Source organism: Modestobacter sp. SYSU DS0511, from assembly GCF_054050755.1.
Window position 1 is genome coordinate 1 of sequence record NZ_JBJGZY010000016.1, and the last position, 16909, is coordinate 16909.

A 16909-nucleotide genomic window follows, 5' to 3' on the forward strand; every position below is an offset into this window, starting at 1 on the left:
GCTGGCGCTCGCTGCGATGCTCACGCCCGCGTCACGGGACGACCGCTCTGGTCCCGTTCCGCGCGCGCTCCGCTCCTCACTCGCTGGCGCTCGCTGCGATGCTCACGCCCGCGTCACGGGACGACCGCTCTGGTCCCGTTCCGCGCGCGCTCCGCTCCTCACTCGCTGGCGCTCGCTGCGATGCTCACGCCCGCGTCACGGGACGACCGTCACCGGCCAGCGGCCCAGGCGCACGAGCCGCACCGCGACCGAGCCGACCACCCGGTGCCCGGCCTGCTCCGACGCGCCGACGACGACGGCGTCGGCCAGCAGCTGGTCGGCGATCCGGGTCAGCTCGGTGACCGGGTCGCCGTGCGCGGTGCGGTACTCCGCGTCCACCCCGAGCTGCTCGGCCGCCCGCCCCAGTTCGGCTCGCAGCTCGGCGTCCACCTCCGCCGCCGCGTCCCGGACCAGCGCCTGCGCGGTCGGCACCCAGCCCGCCATCGTCGGCACCGCCTCGGTCACGAAGACCGCGATGAGCCGGGACCGTTGCCGTCGGGCGAGCCCCGCCGCGTACGACGCCGCCCGCAGCGACGTCGGCGACCCGTCGACGCCGACCAGGATCACCCGCGGGCCATCGGTCCCCCGCTCGAACGGGCCCACCTCGGTCACGGCGTCATCCAAGCGCACCGGCGGCGGCGGCGGAGGTCAGGCGCTCGCGCGGTGCTCCAGTTCGGCGGCCCGGTCCAGGGCGGCGCACTCGGCCACGAAGTCGGCCAGAGCCCGGCGCAGCGCAACGCCCAGCCGGTCGGAGCGCACGTGCAGCTCGTCGCGCAGCAGCAACGGCAGGCCCGTGGTGGCGGTGCCCGCCACCAGGTGGAGGTCCTCGGCCAGCGCCGCCTGCTCGGCGGCCACCTCGGCCGCGACCACCTCGGCCGGCAGCGGCCGTCCGTCGGTGCCGGCGAGGAAGAGGCAGGTGAAGACCCGGGTCGAGTCGGCGTCCTCCGGCTGCAGCAGCGTGACCACGGTCGTCCCCGTGCCGTCGGGCGGGGTGAGCCGCAGCAGCAGCTGGAACGGGACCCGGTGCACGTAGGTGGCCTGCAGCACGCCGTCCGCGACGGCCCGCTCCTGACTGCTGCAGAACCCGCCGGGCTCCCGGACGACCGGCTGGTCGGGCACCTCCGCGTCGAGGCCGGCTGCCGTGGCGTGCACGAACGGCACGTGCGCGACGTCGACGAAGGCGTCGAGCAGCGGGCCGGCCGGCGCCGAGGTCCGGGCCGGGGGGAGCCAGGCGGCGGTGAACCGTGGGTCGGTGGCCTCGGGCACGGGCAGTGGCCGGTCCAGCGGCTCGTCGGGGGCCAGCCAGATCAGCCCGAGGCGCTCGGCCACGGCCCACGCCGGCGGCTCGGCGTGCAGCTCGCTGCCGCGCCGGTGCACGGTCCAGTTCCGCCCCAGGAGCCGTACCTGCACGTACCCGCCTTCCCGCAGCTCGCCGGCCAGTGCGATCGGGTGCCAGGCGTGCTCCAGTGCCGGGTCGAGGTTGCCGAACACCGGACCGGTCGGCTCGGGCAGTTCGGGCACCTGCTCCGGATCGGGCGCCGGGCGCGAGCCGCCGGCCCGGGGCGGCCGGGCGGCCGTCGTGCGGTCGGGGGCCAGCCACACCCAGCCGTCGCGTTCCTCGACCGCCCACGGCACCGCGAGGTCCGCGCGCGGCGGGGGCGTGCCCTGCGGGCCGAGCGCGGGGATGAGGGTGCAGCGGCCCTCGGCGTTGAACTCCCAGCCGTGGTACCCGCACCGCAGCCGGCCGTCGACGACGGTCGCAGTGGTCAGCGGCACCAGCCGGTGCGGGCAGCGGGCGCCCACGGCGGTGACCTCCGCGCCGGGCGCCAGTCGGACGACGACGTACGGCCGGCCGCCCGCGCCCACCGGCAGCGGCGTCGTCCCGACGTCGGACGAGCGTGCCACCGGGTACCAGCCGGCGCCGTCTCCGGCCGTCCCCGGCGTGGTCCGCGCGTCCGTGCCCCGAGTTCCGCCAGCCCAGGAGAACGCCATGTGCTCATGTCAGCAGGGGCGGGTTACCCCGGCGTTGCACCCGGGTGGAGTTCTGTGGCCGTTGCGGACGTTCTCGCAACTTTTCCGCAACGTGTCGCCATGTGATCTTTTCCATGCGGAGGGCGATCAGCCTATGGTGACCGCGATCACGACTCAGGCGATGCACAGAGAGGTGTGCCCGTGACCGCACCGAACGACCGCAGGTTGCTGACCGCGGAGGAGTACCGCCAAGCGCAGGACTCCCCGGAGTTCACCGAGCTACGGCGCCGCTTCCGCAGCTTCGCCGTCCCCATGACGGTCGCCTTCCTGGTCTGGTACGCCCTGTTCGTCCTGCTCTCCACGTACGCCGGTGACTTCATGTCCACCCAGGTGTTCGGCAACGTGAACCTCGGCATCCTGCTGGGGCTGGGCCAGTTCGTGAGCACCTTCCTGATCACCCAGCTCTACGTGCGGCACGCGAGCAAGAACACCGACCCCATCTCCGACGAGATGCGCACCCGTCTCGAGGCCCACGAGTTCGCCGCCCCCCGCACCGAGGAGACCCCCCGTGGCTGACGTGTTCGCCGCCGAGAGCGCGACGATCGGCGAGCCGGCGATCAACATCTCCATCTTCGGCGCATTCGTGCTGGTGACCCTGTTCATCACCTTCCGCGCCAGCCGGACCAACAAGAGCGCGGCCGACTACTACGCCGCGGGCCGCAACATCACCGGCACCCAGAACGGCCTGGCGATCGCCGGTGACTACCTGTCGGCGGCCTCGTTCCTCGGCATCGCCGGCGCCATCGCCATCTACGGCTACGACGGCTTCCTCTACTCGATCGGCTTCCTCGTCGCCTGGCTGGTGGCGCTCCTGCTGGTCGCGGAGCTGATGCGCAACACGGCCCGGTTCACCATGGCCGACGTCCTGGCGTTCCGGATGCGGCAGGGGCCGGTGCGCACCGCCGCCGCCATCTCCACCCTGTTCGTCTCGCTCTTCTACCTGCTGGCCCAGATGGCCGGTGCCGGGGGCCTGGTCGCCCTGCTGCTGGGCGTCAGCGGCGCCGCCGCCGAGGCCCTGGTGGTGGTCGTCGTCGGCGCGTTGATGATCTTCTACGTGCTGGTCGGCGGCATGCGCGGCACCACCTACGTGCAGATGATCAAGGCGACGCTGCTCATCGCCGGTGCGCTCGTGATGACGATCTGGGTGCTCGCCGAGTACGGCTTCAACTTCTCCGCGCTGCTGGGCGGGGCGGTGTCCTCGGAAGGGCAGCAGGTGCTGGAGCCCGGGGCCCAATACGGGGCGTCGAACGCCACCCGGCTGGACTTCATCAGCCTCGCGCTGGCCCTGGTCCTCGGCACCGCCGGCCTGCCGCACGTGCTGATGCGCTTCTACACGGTGCCCACCGCCAAGGACGCCCGGAAGTCCGTCGTCTGGGCCATCTGGCTGATCGGCGCCTTCTACCTGTTCAGCCTGGTCATCGGCTACGGCGCCGGCGCCCTCGTGGGCTCCGAGGCGATCCTCGCGGCGCCCGGTGGGGTGAACGCGGCGGCTCCGCTGCTCGCGTTCGAGCTCGGCGGCACGGTGCTGCTGGGCATCATCGCGGGCGTCGCCTTCGCCACGATCCTCGCGGTCGTGGCCGGGCTGACCATCACCGCGTCGGCCTCCTTCGCCCACGACGTCTACGCATCGGTGCTGAAGAAGGGCCAGGTGGCGGCGAACGCGGAGGTCCGGGTCGCCCGGATCACCGCCCTCGTCATCGGCGCGATCTCCATCGGGCTGGGCATCCTGGCACTGCAGGCCGGGATCAACATCGCCTTCCTGGTGGCGCTGGCGTTCGCGGTGGCGGCCTCGGCCAACCTGCCGACCATCCTCTACACGCTCTTCTGGAAGAACTTCACCACCCAGGGCGCGCTGTGGTCGATCTACGGCGGGCTGATCGTCTGCATCGGCCTGATCATCTTCTCGCCGGTGGTCTCGGGGTCGGAGACGGCGATGTTCTCCAACTTCGACATCGCGTGGTTCCCGCTGCGGAACCCGGGTCTGGTCTCCATCCCGCTGTCGTTCTTCCTGGGCTGGCTGGGCACGAAGGTCTCGAAGGAGAAGCCGGACGTCGACAAGTACGCCGAGCTCGAGGTCCGGTCGCTGACCGGCATCGGCGCGGAGAAGGCGGTCGCGCACTGAGGAAGGACCCTCCTGCCCCCCACCACTCGCAGGCTCGCGGCGGGACCCTGCAGGAGGGCCGTTCCAGCACGTTGCGCTGACACGAGGCCCGTCCCCGACAGGGGGCGGGCCTCGTGTGGTCACGGGCGCCGGCGGTGCGGACGGCGGCCCGGTGGTTCAGGCGGTGGCGCGAGCGGGCTCCTCGACCAGCGGTGACGCCGGCAGCGCGGTGTCGACGGCGTCCCGGGCGACGGGGACCGCCGCGACCACGGACCGGCGCCGGCGGACGGCCCAGCGGCCGACCAGCCCGGCGAGCACGAGGCCGCCGGCCAGGGCCTGCTCGGCCGGGGCGGCCAGCGCCACGGCCAGGGCGGCGAGGTAGACGGCCGTCAGCAGCGCCGACGCGGCGGTGACCCGGGTGGGGAGGCGCAACGTGGGCAGGTGGACGGCCGGCAGGTGCGGGGTGGGCACGGACATGTGCACGGGGACCTCCAGCAGGTCGGGCGCCCGCCGGCCGGCGCCCCGCTCCGCCCGGAGGCGGGTCGGGGCGCCGGCACGGCGGCGGCGCGAGGGGACGCCTTACTTCAGGGCGTCCTTCGCCTTCTGGATCAGCGTGTTCATCTTCGTCTGCGGCGTCGGGTACAGCCGCGGGTCACCCGGGGGCAGGATCGGCGCATCGGCGTTGGCCGCGATCGGGGCCGCGCGGAGCTGGTTGTCCGTGCCGTCCAGCGCCGGCCCGTTGGCCCAGCGGCCGTTGGCCGCGTCGGGGCCGTCGGAGGCGTCGATGAAGGTGTAGGCGAACTCGGGGAGCTCCTCGTCCATCGGGAACGCCTCGGGCACCGGGATGCCCTCGATCCCGTCGGACTTGAGCTCCTCGATGGCGGCGAGCCACTGCATCTGGTGCATGTGGTCACGGGCCAGGTTGAACCGCAGCATGTCCTTGACGCCGTGGTCGTCGGTCATGTTGAACAGGCGGGCGGCCTGCAGACGACCCTGCATCTCGGCGGTGGCGTTGTAGTGGAAGTCCGCCATCAGGTTGCCGCTCGCGGTCACGTAGCCACCGCTCCACGGCAGGCCCATGCTGTCGCGGTAGTAGGCGCCGGCGCCGTTGACGATCGCGTGCTGCGGGTTGTGCTGCCCGTAGCCGGCAGCCGCTTCCTTGGTGCGGTCGGCCGAGTCCGGCTTCAGCGGGACGTGGTCCAGCAGCCGGTCGATCATCGTCACGATCATCTCGACGTGGGCCAGCTCCTCGGTGCCGATGGCCAGCAGCATGTCCTTGTACTTGCCGGGCAGCCGGCAGTTCCAGCCCTGCAGCAGGTACTGCATGGCGACGGTCATCTCGCCCCACTGACCGCCCAGGATCTCCTGGAGCTTGCGCGCGAAGTCCGGGTCCGGGCCGTCGGGCTTGGCCTCGTACTGCAGGGCGTGGGTGTGCGTGAACACGGGCGTCTCCTCTGGTCGAGCCGTTCGCCGTCCGCCCCGTTCGGGGCGACACACTCCAGATGCCCCCGCCCGGTGACACCCCCGTGCCGTCCGGTGGCCCTCAGGGGCCGACCTGGTCAGCGGTCGGGGAGGCGCACCACCAGGGTGAAGGCGCCGTCCTCGGCGCGGCACCAGGCCAGCCGACCACCCAGCTCCCGGGTCTGCCGCTGCACCGACCACAGCCCCAGTCCGGTCAGGTCGACCGGGGGCGTGGGCCGGCTGAGGTGCCCGAGCACGCGCTCGGCCGGCACGCCATGCTGGGTCAGCGCCAGCTCGACCCAGCCGCGGGTTCGGCGGACGACGAGCCGGACCTCCTCGCCCCCGCCGTGCCGGTGGGCGTTCTCCAGCAGGTTGGTGAGGATCCGCTGCACCCGGGCGTCGGCGACCGCGACGTCCCCGGCGTCCGGCGCCAGCTCCAGCCGCAACTGGTGTTCGGGCAGGCCCGAGGCGCCGACGGACGCCCGGATCACCTCGGCCAGCCGACGCACCCCGCGCCGCTCGGGGGCCCCGGCGGTGGCGTTCGCGGTGCGCAGCATGGAGGACAGGTGGTGGGCCTGGTCCCGGGCCAGCTGGAGCAGCTCGGTGCGGCCGGCGGCGTCGCCGTCCAGCCGGTCGAGCACCGACTCCAGCGCGGCCAGGGGGCTGCGCATGTCGTGGCAGAGCGCGCGCACCAGCGCGTCGCCGGTGCTCACCGCCTCCTGGCCGGGCGTGGGCAGGTGGCTGCGCACCACCCGGACCAGGTCGGTGACCAGGGCGGGGAGTGACGCGGGTCGTGTGTCGGCAGCGAGGGTCACGGGCACCTCCGGGGTTGCCCCCCGGTCAGCCGCGCCGGGCGCGGTCGACCGGAGGGGAGTGACGTGGAGGGACCCGGAGCCGGAGCTGAGCACCGTCCCCCCGTGGACGTGGTCGTCATCGACGACCACCCGTTGTTCAGCCGGGGCCTGGAGCTGCTGCTCCCCCCGGAGAGCGGTGGCCGGGTCCGCGTCGTGGGCACGACGGACGACGCCTCCGCCGGTGCGGCGCTGGTGCGCCGGCACCACGCGGACGTCGCCGTCGTCGACCTGCACATGCCGCCCCCCGGCGGCGCCCGGGCGATCGCGGCGATCCGCCGGGCCGACCCGATGGTGCGCATCGTCGCGCTGTCCGGGCTGGCCGAGGCCGACGCCGCCCTGGAGGCGCTGCGCGCCGGGGCCAGCGGCTTCCTGCCCAAGACGGCCAGCCCGGAGGCGCTGGTGCGGCCGCTGCTGGCCGTGCTCGACGGCTGGTCGGTGATCCCCGAGTCGCTGCTGCGCCAGCTGCTCGACGACGCGGCCCCCGTGGCCGACCAGAGCATCGCCGCCCAGCTGTCCGCCGACGACCGGCGGCTGTGGCGGCTGATCGCCGCCGGCACGAGCACCGTCGACATCGCCACGACCCTGCACGTCTCCGAGCGCACGGTGAAGCGGCTGGTGGCCAACCTGCTGCGCCAGCTGAAGGTGTCCACCCGGGTGGAGGCCGCTGCGCTGGCCGGCCGCATCGGGCTCGGGCAGGACGGCGCGGCCTGAGAGCTCGGGGGCCACACCGCTGGTCTCCATCGCCCGCGCCCTACCCGGCGCGCTCGGCCGCACGCGCGGACCGGATAGTTCCGTTGTGCGCGAGCTGACGGTGCTCGGCCGGGCGCCTACCGTTCCCGCATGGCATCCCGGATCGTGCTCCTCGGCGCCACCGGCCACACCGGCGGCCGGACGGCGGCGGCGCTGGTCGCCCGCGGCGCCCGCCCGGTGCTCGCCGGTCGCGACCCCCACCGCCTGGCGGACCTGGCCGGCCGGCTCGGAACCGGCGACGGCCCGCTGGAGACCGCGGTGGTCGACGTGGGTGACGCCGCCTCGGTCCGCGCCCTGCTGACCGCCGGAGACGTGCTGGTCAGCACGGTGGGCCCGTTCCTCCGGCTCGGCGAGCCGGTGGTCACCGCCGCGGTCGAGGCCGGCGCGGTCTACCTGGACTCCACCGGTGAGCCCCCCTTCCTCCGCCGGGTGTTCGAGCGGCACGGCCCTCGCGCCGCGGCGACCGGTGCCGCTCTGCTCACCGCCTTCGGGCACGACTACGTGCCCGGCAACCTCGCCGCCGCGCTGGCCCTGGCCGACGCCGGGTCGCGGGCGCACCGGGTCGACGTGGGCTACGCCCTGGACGGGGTGCGCGGCCAGGCGTTCTCCCGGGGGACGTTCAGCTCGCTGGCCGGGGTGGTGCTCGAGGAGGGGCACGCCTTCACCGGCGGCCGGCTGGTCGACGAGCCGGCCGGCGCGCGCACCTGGGTGTTCGATGCGGCCGGGCGCCGTCGCGAGGGGCTGTCGGTCGGCGGGTCGGAGCACCTGGCCCTGCCCGGGCTCGCCCCGACGCTGCGGGAGGTCGGCGTCTGCCTGGACTGGTTCGGGCCGGCGACCCCGGTCGTCCACCGGCTCGCGCCGCTGGCCCCCCGGGTGCGGCGGGTGCCGGGCGCGCAGACCGGCCTGACCCGGCTCGCCGACCTGGTCGCGGGCCGGCTCGCCGAGGCGCCGTCGGACCGCGGCGACGTGCGCACCGCGGTCGTCGCGGAGGTGCGCGATCCGCGGGGCGTGCGGGTCGCCCGCGTCGAGCTGAGCGGCCCCGACCCGTACGCGATGACCGCCGACCTGCTCGCCTGGGGTGCGGTGCGCGCCGCCGCCGGTGGCGTGACCGGGGTCGGCGCCCTCGGGCCGGTGCAGGCGTTCGGGCTGGCGGAGCTCACCGCCGGTGCCGCCACGGCCGGTCTCGTCCGGCGGTGACCGACCGGCTGGCCTGCGTCGACATCGGTTCCACGTGGACCAAGGCGGCGCTGGTCGAGCTGCCGGGCGGGCGGCTGCTGGCCACCCGGCAGGCACCGACCACCCCGGACGACGTCGTCGCCGGGGTGCTCGCCGCGACCGCGGGGTGGGACGCCGAGGTGCGGGCCTGCTCGAGTGCCGGCGGTGGGCTGCGGCTGGCGGTGGTCGGCTACGAGGAGCTGATCAGCGCCGAGGCAGGGCACCGCGCCGCCCTCTCCGCCGGCGCCCGGGTGGTGCACGTGGCCGCCGGCCGGCTGGACGGGGCCGCCCTGGCCGCCCTGGCCGCGGCCGGGCCCGACGTCGTCCTGCTGGTCGGCGGCACCGACGGCGGCGACGCCGCGGTGCTCCGGCACAACGCCGCCGCGCTCACCGCGTCGGACTGGTCCGTCCCGGTGGTGCTGGCCGGCAACGCCGCGGTCCGCGACGAGGTGGCCGCGGTGCTCACCGCGGCCGGCGTCCCGGTGAGCCCCGTCGGCAACGTGCTGCCCGACATCGGCCTCCTGGCACCGGAGCCGGCCCGGGCCGCGATCCGCGAGGTGTTCCTGACCCACGTGATCGGCGGGGAGCGGCTGTCGACCGACGAGCGGCTGCGCCGGTGGGTGCGCGCGGTCACCCCGGACGCGGTGCTCGACGGGGTCGCGGCGCTGGCGGCGCTGCGCGCCGGCACCGAGCGCCCGGGGGTGCTGGTGCTCGACGTCGGCGGGGCCACCACCGACGTGCACTGCGTGCCGGCGGTCGACGCCGAGCAGGCCGGGCTGCAGCGCGCGGCGGTCGGGGTGCCGGCCCGGCGGCGCACCGTGGAGGGCGACCTCGGGGTGCACGCCAGTGCCGACGCCCTGCGGGCCGCCGCCCGGGCGGAGGGCCTGACCGACCCGGGGGAGGAGCCGCTGGCCCTGGGCGAGGCCGCGGCCGTCGTCGCGCTGCGCCGGCACCTGCGCGCCGAGGCCGCCTACGGGCCCGGCGGGGCCAGCGCCCGCGGGGTGGGGCTCGTCGTCCTCTCCGGCGGGGTGTTCCGGCACGCCGCGCCGGCCGACGTCGCCGCGGTGGTCGACCGGGTGGCCGCGGACCGGGGTGGCGCGGGTGGCGTGCTGGCGGAGGCCGACGTCGTCGTCGACACCCGGTACGTGCTGGGCGCGGCCGGGTTGCTCGCCGGTGACGAACCCGCGGCGGCGGCCGGACTGCTCGGCGCGCTGCTGCCCGGCTGAGCGCCGGTCAGCGGGAGAGGGTGCCCGCCCAGGGGCCGGAGGCGACGACGGCGAAGCCCGCCGCCTCGTCGGCGGCCATGTCCACCGCCGCGTAGCCGCCGCTGCCCGCTCCCACGCAGGCCTGCACGGTGGCCAGCCCGGCCCGCCGCTGGAAGAAGGTCTGCCGGACCTGCCAGCCCACGACGGCCCGCCGCTGCAGCACGACGTGCTCGCGGACCAGCCAGCCCGACCGCACCGCCAGGGTCGGGCCGCCGGCCGCGTGCCCGAGCGAGGCGTACCGCGCCCGGGCGACCGGGAAGGCCAGCACGGTCAGCACCCCGCCGACGGCGACCAGCGGCCACCAGTCCGACGACCGCGCTGAGAGCACCACCCCCGCCAGCAGGACGACGACGCCGGGCACGAGCGCGCGGAGCACCCGGCGGCGCAGCGCGGCCTTCGGGTGGGGGTGGAGCGGCCCGGGGCTGGGCACCAGCGAGTCGCTCAGCAGCCAGGCCTGCGCGCGCGGCCCGAGCGGGAGCAGCTGACCGCGCCGGGTGGCGTCGCCCAGGCCGGTGACCAGGGCGGTCGCCCGTGCGGCGCCGACCAGCCGCATCCCCAGCCCGTCGCTCACCGCGCAGCCGCGGATCCGGTCGACCTCCAGGTCGGTGTGCCGGCGGGTGAGCAGGCCACGCTCGGCCACCAGCGACCCACCGCGGCGGACCAGCCGGAACCGCCAGTTGACCACCGCGGCGCCGAGCACCGACGCGACCGCCAGGAGCAGCAGCGCACCGGCCACCACGGCGGCGATGAACCAGCCGTCGACGACGTCCAGCTGCTCGACGTCGGGGGTGAGCTCGGGCAGGTAGTCGTCGGGCAGCTCGTCGACGAGCCGGAACAGCGCGCCGACCGCGGCCAGCGGCACCACCAGGTAGGTGCCGATCAACGGGGCGTACAGCAGCCACCGGGGGCGCAGCCGCAGCAGCTCCTCCTCGGCCGGCTCCGGTGCGGAGTGCCGCCCGGTCGCCACCGCCGGGGCCGCGTGCCGGTGGGAGAGCAGGTGCTCCCGGAGCCGGTCGCCCTCGGCGCTGGGCACGCCGTCGACGACGAGCTCCTCGTCGTTCCCGGCGGCGCCGGCGGCGGCGTCGATCCGCACCCGCACCAGGCCGAACAGCCGGTGCAGCGGCGGGGTCTCGATCTCCACGCCACGGATCCGGTCGATCGGCACGGTGCGGGTGGAGCGGGACACCAGCCCGCGGGTGACCACCACCGAGGTCTCACCTGCGGTGTAGGTGAACCGCCACCAGGTGAGCGCGGCCCACACCAGGGACAGCACGGTGACCCCGACGACCAGCACGACGGCCGCCCGGGGGCCGCCCTCCAGCCCCCGCCCGGCGGCGATCGCCAGCGCGACCGGCACCAGCGAGCGGGCCTGCTTGAACGTGATCGTGTGCACCAGCAGCACCCGCGGGGAGGTGCGCCGGCCCACCGGCGCCTCCGGCTGGGGCGGTGCGGTCACGTCGCGACGTCCCGCACCTGCTCGGCCCGGCGGGCGAGGTCCTCGGCGACCTGCCGGGCGACGTCGACCTCCAGGTGCCAGATCCGCACCGTGCCCTGCGAGGAGGCGGTGAGCACCGCCACCGTGGCCAGCCCGAACATCGTCTGCAGCAGCCCGCGGTTGACGTCGACGGTCTGGATCCGCGAGATCGGCACCAGGGTCCAGGTGCGGTTCAGCCAGCCGGTGAGGGTGTAGACCGCCTCCCCGGTGACCTCCCAGCGGTGCACCCGCCAGCGCAGCCGCGGCTGCACGCCGATGGCGAGGACGGCGTCGACGGCGAGCAGGGCGACCCCGAGCCAGCGCACGACCTGCACCCAGCCGCCGGCGTCCGGTGGCACGAACAGCCAGAAGGCGGCGACCGCGACCGCCCAGAAGAGGGTGCTCAGCGCGCCCTGCACCGTCCACAGGCCGATGGCCGAACGGGACAGCGGCCAGGCGGGGTCCCGGGCCGGTGGGGGAGCGGACATCGCCGTCCATCCTCGCAGGGTGGGGCGCCCGGACCGCGTTCCGGCGCCCGGAACGGGCGGCGGACCCGCGGCACGCCGTGCCACGATGGAGTGATGATGCCTCAGCAGGTCCCGACCGTGCCGGCTGCCGAGGTCCCCGAGGACGCCGTCGTGCTGGACGTCCGCGAGGACGACGAGTGGGCCGCCGGCCACATCGACGGGGCCACGCACATCCGGATGGGCGACGTGCCGGCGCGGCTGGACGAGGTGCCCGAGGGCGACCCGGTGTACGTCACCTGCCGCAGCGGGGGGCGCTCGGCCCGGGTGGCGGCGTGGCTGAACCAGAACGGCTACGACGCGGTGAACGTCGGCGGCGGGATGGGTGAGTGGGACGCCGCCGGCCGCCCGATGGTCAGCGAGACCGGCCGCCCGCCCTACGTCGTCTGACGCCCGCGGGAGCATCGCAGGGAGCGCCAGCGACCGAGGAGCGGACCGTGGGCGGAGGGCGACCGGGTGCGACGTCGTCTGACGCCCGCGGGAGCATCGCAGGGAGCGCCAGCGACCGAGGAGCGGACCGTGGGCGGAGGGCGACCGGGGTGCCCCGTCGTGTGAGGAAGGACCCCGCCGCCCCCCCACCGCTCGCAAGCTCGCGGCGGGCCCCTGCGGCGGGGCCGACGCGGTGCCGGTCCCGGGCCCCGCGCTCAGCTGCGAGACGGGAACTCCGCGAAGCGGGCGCGCAGGTCCTTCTTGGAGAACTTGCCGACGCTGGTCTTGGGCACCTCGTCGATGAACTCGACCGCGTCGGGCAGCCACCAGCTGGCCACCTGCGGCCGCACGTGGTCGAGGATCTCCTGCTCTCCGGCGGTCTCGCCCGGCTTGAGCACGACGCAGGCGAGCGGACGTTCGCCCCACTTCGGGCTGGGCACGGCGACCACCGCGGCCTCGGCCACCGCCGGGTGGCTCATGATCGCGTTCTCCAGCTCCACCGAGGAGATCCACTCGCCACCGGACTTGATCAGGTCCTTGGTGCGGTCGGCGATCCGGATGCTGCCGAAGGCGTCCATCGCGGCGACGTCGCCGGTCCTCATCCACCCGTCGGGGGTGGTCAGCTCCGCGCCGGGGTCGGCGGCGTAGTACTCCTGCGCGCACCACGGCCCGCGCACCTGCAGCTCACCGGTGGCGACGTCGTCCCAGGGCAGCTCGTCGGTGGTGCCGGCCTCGACGATGCGGGCCTCGACGCCGAACAGCGGGATGCCCTGCCGCGCCCGCTGGGCGGTGACGGTCTCCGGGTCGGCGTCGGCGTACCGCCGGGCCAGGACGCCGCCGGAGGCGACCGGGTGGGTCTCGGTCATGCCCCAGGCCTGGTAGATGGGCAGCCCGACCTGCTCCTCGTAGGCCTGCGACAGCGCGGCCGGCACGGCAGAGCCGCCGCAACCGATCTTGCGCAGCCGGTGCGGGCGGCCGGCCAGGTGCGGCAGCATCCCCTGCCAGATCGTGGGCACCCCGGCGGTGAAGGTGACGCCCTCGTCGATGATCAGGTCGGCCAGCGCCTGCGGCTGCATCATCGGCCCGGGGAACACCATCGCCGCCCCGGCCGCGGGAGCCGCCTGCGCGATGCCCCAGGCGTTGGCGTGGAACATCGGGACGACGGGCATCGCGACGTCGTCGACGCCGATGCCGAAGCCGTTCGGGGCGATCACCGCCATCGTGTGCAGCACCGTCGAGCGGTGCGAGTAGACGACGCCCTTCGGGTTGCCGGTGGTGCCGCTCGTGTAGCACATGGCAGCGGCGGACCGCTCGTCCCGGACCTCGAACTTGACCGGATCCGCGGCGGCCAGCAGCTCCTCGTAGTCGTGCACCCGCGGGTCGTCGGGCACCTCGGCTTCCCCACCGTCGTCCATCACGACCACGTGCCGGACGGTGGTCATGGTGTCGACCAGCGGCCACAGCAGCGGCAGCACCGTGCGGTCGACGAAGACGACCTCGTCCTCCGCGTGGTTGGCGATGTAGGTCAGCTGCTCGGGGAACAGGCGCACGTTGAGGGTGTGCAGCACCCGCCCGGTGCACGGCGCGGCGAAGTAGAGCTCCAGGTGGCGGGCGGAGTTCCAGGCGAAGGTGCCCACCCGGCCGTCGGCGCCGACCCCGAGGGCGTCGAGCACGCCGCCGAGCCGCCGGGTGCGCCGGGCCCACTCGGCGTAGGTGGTGCGGACCTTCCCCGCGGGGCCGTTGGTGAGGATCGGGACGTCACCGTGGTGCTGCTCGGCGTGCCGGAAGATCGTGTCGATCGTGAGGGGGACGTCCTGCATCAGCCCGCGCATGGCGGCATGGTGCCAGTGACGTCGCTCACGATCCACTGGGGCAGGATCGGCCCGTGACGGAATCCCCGCAGCAGGTCATCCGCGTCGACGGCGACCGGCTCGTCGGGCCCGGCGGTGGCACCGTGGTGCTCCGCGGCCTGGGCCTGGGCGGCTGGCTGAACATGGAGAACTTCATCACCGGCTACCCGGGAACGGAGTCCCAGCAGCGCCGCGCGCTGCGCTCGGCGCTGGGCGAGGAGGGGTACCGGCGCTTCTTCGACCGGTTCCTCGACGACTTCTTCACCGACGCCGACGCCGCGTACCTGGCCTCCCTCGGCCTGAACTGCGTGCGGATCCCGTTCAACTACCGGCACTTCGAGGACGACATGCGCCCCGGCGAGTTCGAGGCCGAGGGCTTCCGCCGGCTGGACCAGGCGGTGGACGCCTGCGCCCGCGCCGGGATCTTCGCGATCCTCGACCTGCACGCCCTGCCCGGCGCGCAGAACCAGCACTGGCACAGCGACAACCCCACCCACTGGGCGCACTTCTGGACCCACCGGCACTTCCAGGACCGCGTCGTCGGGCTCTGGGAGGCGCTCGCCGAGCACTACCGCGGCAACCCCTGGGTGGCTGGCTACAACCCGGTGAACGAGCCCGGCGACGCCGTCGGTGAGGCGATCGGCCCGTTCTACCGGCGGCTGGAGTCCGCGATCCGCGCCGTCGACCCCGACCACGTGCTGTTCCTGGACGGCAACCGCTACTCCACCCAGTTCGACCAGCTGGGCGACCCGCTGCCCAACACGGTCTACACCGCGCACGACTACGCGCTGCCCGGCTTCGTCGACGGCGGCCCCTACCCCGGGGTGAGCCGTGGGAGGTTCGTCGACCGCGCGGTGGTCGAGCAGACGTTCCTGGAGCGGACGGCGTACATGCGCGAGACCGGGACGCCGATCTGGGTCGGTGAGTTCGGGCCGGTGTACACCGGCGACCCGGAGCGCGACGCCCAGCGCTACCAGCTGCTGCGCGACCAGCTGGAGATCTACCGCGAGCACGGGGCGAGCTGGGCGCTGTGGACCTACAAGGACATCGGCCTGCAGGGCCTGGTCACCGTTCCGCCCTCCTCGCCCTACCTGCAGCGGATCGCCCCGGTGCTGGCGAAGAAGGCCCGGCTGGGCGTCGACTCGTGGGGCTCGACGGACGCCGGCGTGCGGGACGTCCTGGAGCCGATCGAGCAGCTGGTCGCCCGGGAGTTCCCCGACTTCCAGCCGTATCCGTGGGGTCAGCACCGGTGGCTGCACGGGATCATCCGGCACGTGGTGCTCGCCGAGGCCATGGTCGGTGACTTCGGGCGGGCGTTCGAGGGCGTGGCACCGGAGGAGGCCGAGGAGCTGGCCGGGGCGTTCGCGTTCGACCGGTGCGTCGTCCGGGAACCGCTGGCCGAGCTGCTGCGCACCTCCGCCTGACCGGTACGTCGTCCGGGACGGACGGGGTCGGCTCGCTCCGGCCCGAAGCCCGATGAACCCGCCGTTACGGGAACGTGACCACCGATCGGGTCACCGAACTTGACGCACCAGGGTTGTTAGCGCTCACACTGTCTCGGCTCGCACAGGCGCGGGCCTGCCGCCCCACGGGTGCTGGCAGCGTCTCGAGGAGGAGATGTAGTGCGCAAGGAGCTCAAGCTGACCGCCCTGGGGGCGGCGCTGGCCGTTGGTCTGACCGCCTGCGGCGGCGGCGGCGCCGGCAGCAACTCGGACACCGCGGACGCGGACCCGGGCGACCTCACCATCGGCGTGGCGATGCCGACCGAAACCTCGGAGCGGTGGATCGCCGACGGCGACAACGTGAAGTCCCAGCTCGAAGAGGCTGGTTACACGGTCGAGCTGCAGTACGCCGGTGACGACATCCCCACCCAGTCCCGCCAGATCGACCAGATGATCACCGAGGGTGTGGACCTGCTGATCGTCGCCGCGATCGACGGAACCGCGCTGGCCCCGCAGCTGGAGGCCGCAGCGGCCGAGGGCATCGAGGTCATCTCGTACGACCGGCTGATCCGCGACACCGAGAACGTCGACTTCTACGTGACGTTCGACAACGAGGCCGTCGGCGAGGCGCAGGCCAACGCGCTGCTCGTCGGCCTGGGCCTGCAGAACCCCGACGGCTCGCCCGGCGAGGCCACCGGCCCGTTCAACATCGAGCTGTTCGCCGGCTCGCTGGACGACAACAACGCCTTCTTCTTCTGGGAGGGCGCCATGTCGGTCCTCCAGCCGCTCATCGACGACGGCACGCTGGTCGTCCCCTCCGGGCAGACCACCATCGAGCAGGCCGCCACGCTCCGCTGGCAGCAGGAGACCGCGCAGTCGCGCATGGAGACCCTGCTGACCTCCAACTACAGCGGTGACACCCAGCTCAACGGCGTGCTGTCCCCCTACGACGGCATCTCGCGCGGCATCATCACCGCCCTGCAGAACGCCGGCTACGGCCCGGCCCTCGACTCGCAGCCGCGGCCGCTGCCGGTCGTCACCGGTCAGGACGCCGAGATCGCCTCGATCAAGCTGATCGCCGACGGCGTGCAGCACTCGACCATCTTCAAGGACACCCGGCTGCTGGCCGAGCAGGCCGTGGCCGCCGCCGAGGCGTTCCTGGAGGGCGAGGAGCCCGAGGCCAACGACACCGAGACCTACGACAACGGCATGAAGATCGTGCCGTCGTACCTGCTCCCGGTCGAGACGGTCTACGCCGACAACATCCAGTCGGTGCTCGTCGACTCCGGTTACTACACCCAGTCCGAGGTGGAGTCCGGTCAGGCCGACTGACCTGCTGGTTGCGGGAGGGCGTCGACCCGGCCTCCCGCACCACGCGGTCGGCCCGGCCCCGGCCGGTCCGACCGCGGCCGGGCCCGGTGGCGCACGCTGCCGGGCCCGGCCGTCCCAGCGGCACGCCTGCCCGGGCGTGCCC

General features: G+C 74.5%; 16 protein-coding genes. 8 read left to right on the top strand and 8 right to left on the bottom strand.

What is annotated here, in order from left to right:
- Positions 1-195: 195 nt before the first annotated feature.
- The gene (locus tag ACI783_RS09915) at positions 196-651 is read right to left on the bottom strand and encodes a universal stress protein (protein ID WP_457140292.1); all 456 of its coding nucleotides are present in this window, start codon (positions 649-651) and stop codon (positions 196-198) included.
- A 36-nt stretch (positions 652-687) separates the two neighbouring features.
- On the bottom strand, positions 688-1944 hold the full coding sequence (locus ACI783_RS09920; protein WP_457140293.1) for a Rieske 2Fe-2S domain-containing protein: 1257 nt from the start codon (positions 1942-1944) through the stop codon (positions 688-690).
- 267 nt (positions 1945-2211) lie between these two features.
- Here ACI783_RS09920 and ACI783_RS09925 point away from each other — a divergent pair, with 267 nt between their 5' ends.
- Positions 2212-2586: a DUF485 domain-containing protein gene (locus ACI783_RS09925; RefSeq protein WP_457079243.1), complete on the top strand. Its 375-nt coding sequence runs from the start codon at positions 2212-2214 to the stop codon at positions 2584-2586.
- Positions 2579-4192: a solute symporter family protein gene (locus ACI783_RS09930; RefSeq protein WP_457140294.1), complete on the top strand. Its 1614-nt coding sequence runs from the start codon at positions 2579-2581 to the stop codon at positions 4190-4192. The genes ACI783_RS09925 and ACI783_RS09930 overlap by 8 nt, the downstream gene beginning before the upstream one ends.
- A gap of 156 nt (positions 4193-4348) precedes the next feature.
- Here ACI783_RS09930 and ACI783_RS09935 read toward each other — a convergent pair whose 3' ends face one another.
- The 3 genes from ACI783_RS09935 to ACI783_RS09945 form a co-directional block, all read right to left on the bottom strand.
- Positions 4349-4648: a hypothetical protein gene (locus tag ACI783_RS09935; protein WP_457140295.1), complete on the bottom strand. Its 300-nt coding sequence runs from the start codon at positions 4646-4648 to the stop codon at positions 4349-4351.
- Between the two features lie 102 nt (positions 4649-4750).
- On the bottom strand, positions 4751-5614 hold the full coding sequence (locus ACI783_RS09940) for a manganese catalase family protein (protein ID WP_457140296.1): 864 nt from the start codon (positions 5612-5614) through the stop codon (positions 4751-4753).
- Positions 5615-5730: 116 nt separating this feature from the next.
- Positions 5731-6447: a sensor histidine kinase gene (locus ACI783_RS09945; RefSeq protein ID WP_457140297.1), complete on the bottom strand. Its 717-nt coding sequence runs from the start codon at positions 6445-6447 to the stop codon at positions 5731-5733.
- 102 nt (positions 6448-6549) lie between these two features.
- Here ACI783_RS09945 and ACI783_RS09950 point away from each other — a divergent pair, with 102 nt between their 5' ends.
- From ACI783_RS09950 to ACI783_RS09960, 3 genes are all read left to right on the top strand, one after another.
- Positions 6550-7197 (top strand): response regulator, encoded by a 648-nt coding sequence (locus ACI783_RS09950; RefSeq protein ID WP_457140298.1) that lies wholly within the window; start codon positions 6550-6552, stop codon positions 7195-7197.
- Between the two features lie 129 nt (positions 7198-7326).
- A complete protein-coding gene (locus ACI783_RS09955; protein WP_457140299.1) occupies positions 7327-8433 on the top strand; it encodes a saccharopine dehydrogenase NADP-binding domain-containing protein in 1107 nt (368 codons plus the stop codon).
- The gene (locus ACI783_RS09960; RefSeq protein WP_457140300.1) at positions 8430-9677 is read left to right on the top strand and encodes a glutamate mutase L; all 1248 of its coding nucleotides are present in this window, start codon (positions 8430-8432) and stop codon (positions 9675-9677) included. Before ACI783_RS09955 ends, ACI783_RS09960 begins: the two co-directional genes overlap by 4 nt.
- 7 nt (positions 9678-9684) lie before the next feature.
- Here the strand turns inward: ACI783_RS09960 and ACI783_RS09965 are convergent, their stop codons facing one another.
- Positions 9685-11172 carry a PH domain-containing protein gene (locus ACI783_RS09965; protein ID WP_457140301.1) on the bottom strand — a complete coding sequence of 496 codons (1488 nt, stop codon included), beginning with the start codon at positions 11170-11172 and terminating at the stop codon, positions 9685-9687.
- Positions 11169-11678 (bottom strand): PH domain-containing protein, encoded by a 510-nt coding sequence (locus tag ACI783_RS09970; protein WP_457140302.1) that lies wholly within the window; start codon positions 11676-11678, stop codon positions 11169-11171. Before ACI783_RS09970 ends, ACI783_RS09965 begins: the two co-directional genes overlap by 4 nt.
- Positions 11679-11774: 96 nt before the next feature.
- Between ACI783_RS09970 and ACI783_RS09975 the strand changes: the two genes are divergently transcribed.
- Positions 11775-12104, top strand: a complete 330-nt coding sequence (locus tag ACI783_RS09975) for a rhodanese-like domain-containing protein (RefSeq protein WP_457140303.1) — start codon at positions 11775-11777, stop codon at positions 12102-12104.
- Positions 12105-12358: 254 nt separating this feature from the next.
- Here the strand turns inward: ACI783_RS09975 and ACI783_RS09980 are convergent, their stop codons facing one another.
- The gene (locus tag ACI783_RS09980) at positions 12359-13975 is read right to left on the bottom strand and encodes a long-chain fatty acid--CoA ligase (protein WP_457140304.1); all 1617 of its coding nucleotides are present in this window, start codon (positions 13973-13975) and stop codon (positions 12359-12361) included.
- A gap of 53 nt (positions 13976-14028) precedes the next feature.
- Here ACI783_RS09980 and ACI783_RS09985 point away from each other — a divergent pair, with 53 nt between their 5' ends.
- Positions 14029-15417, top strand: a complete 1389-nt coding sequence (locus ACI783_RS09985; RefSeq protein WP_457140305.1) for a glycoside hydrolase family 5 protein — start codon at positions 14029-14031, stop codon at positions 15415-15417.
- 198 nt (positions 15418-15615) lie between these two features.
- Complete coding sequence (chvE, locus tag ACI783_RS09990; protein ID WP_457140306.1) at positions 15616-16767, top strand: multiple monosaccharide ABC transporter substrate-binding protein; 1152 nt, start codon at positions 15616-15618, stop codon at positions 16765-16767.
- The last annotated feature ends 142 nt before the right edge of the window (positions 16768-16909 follow it).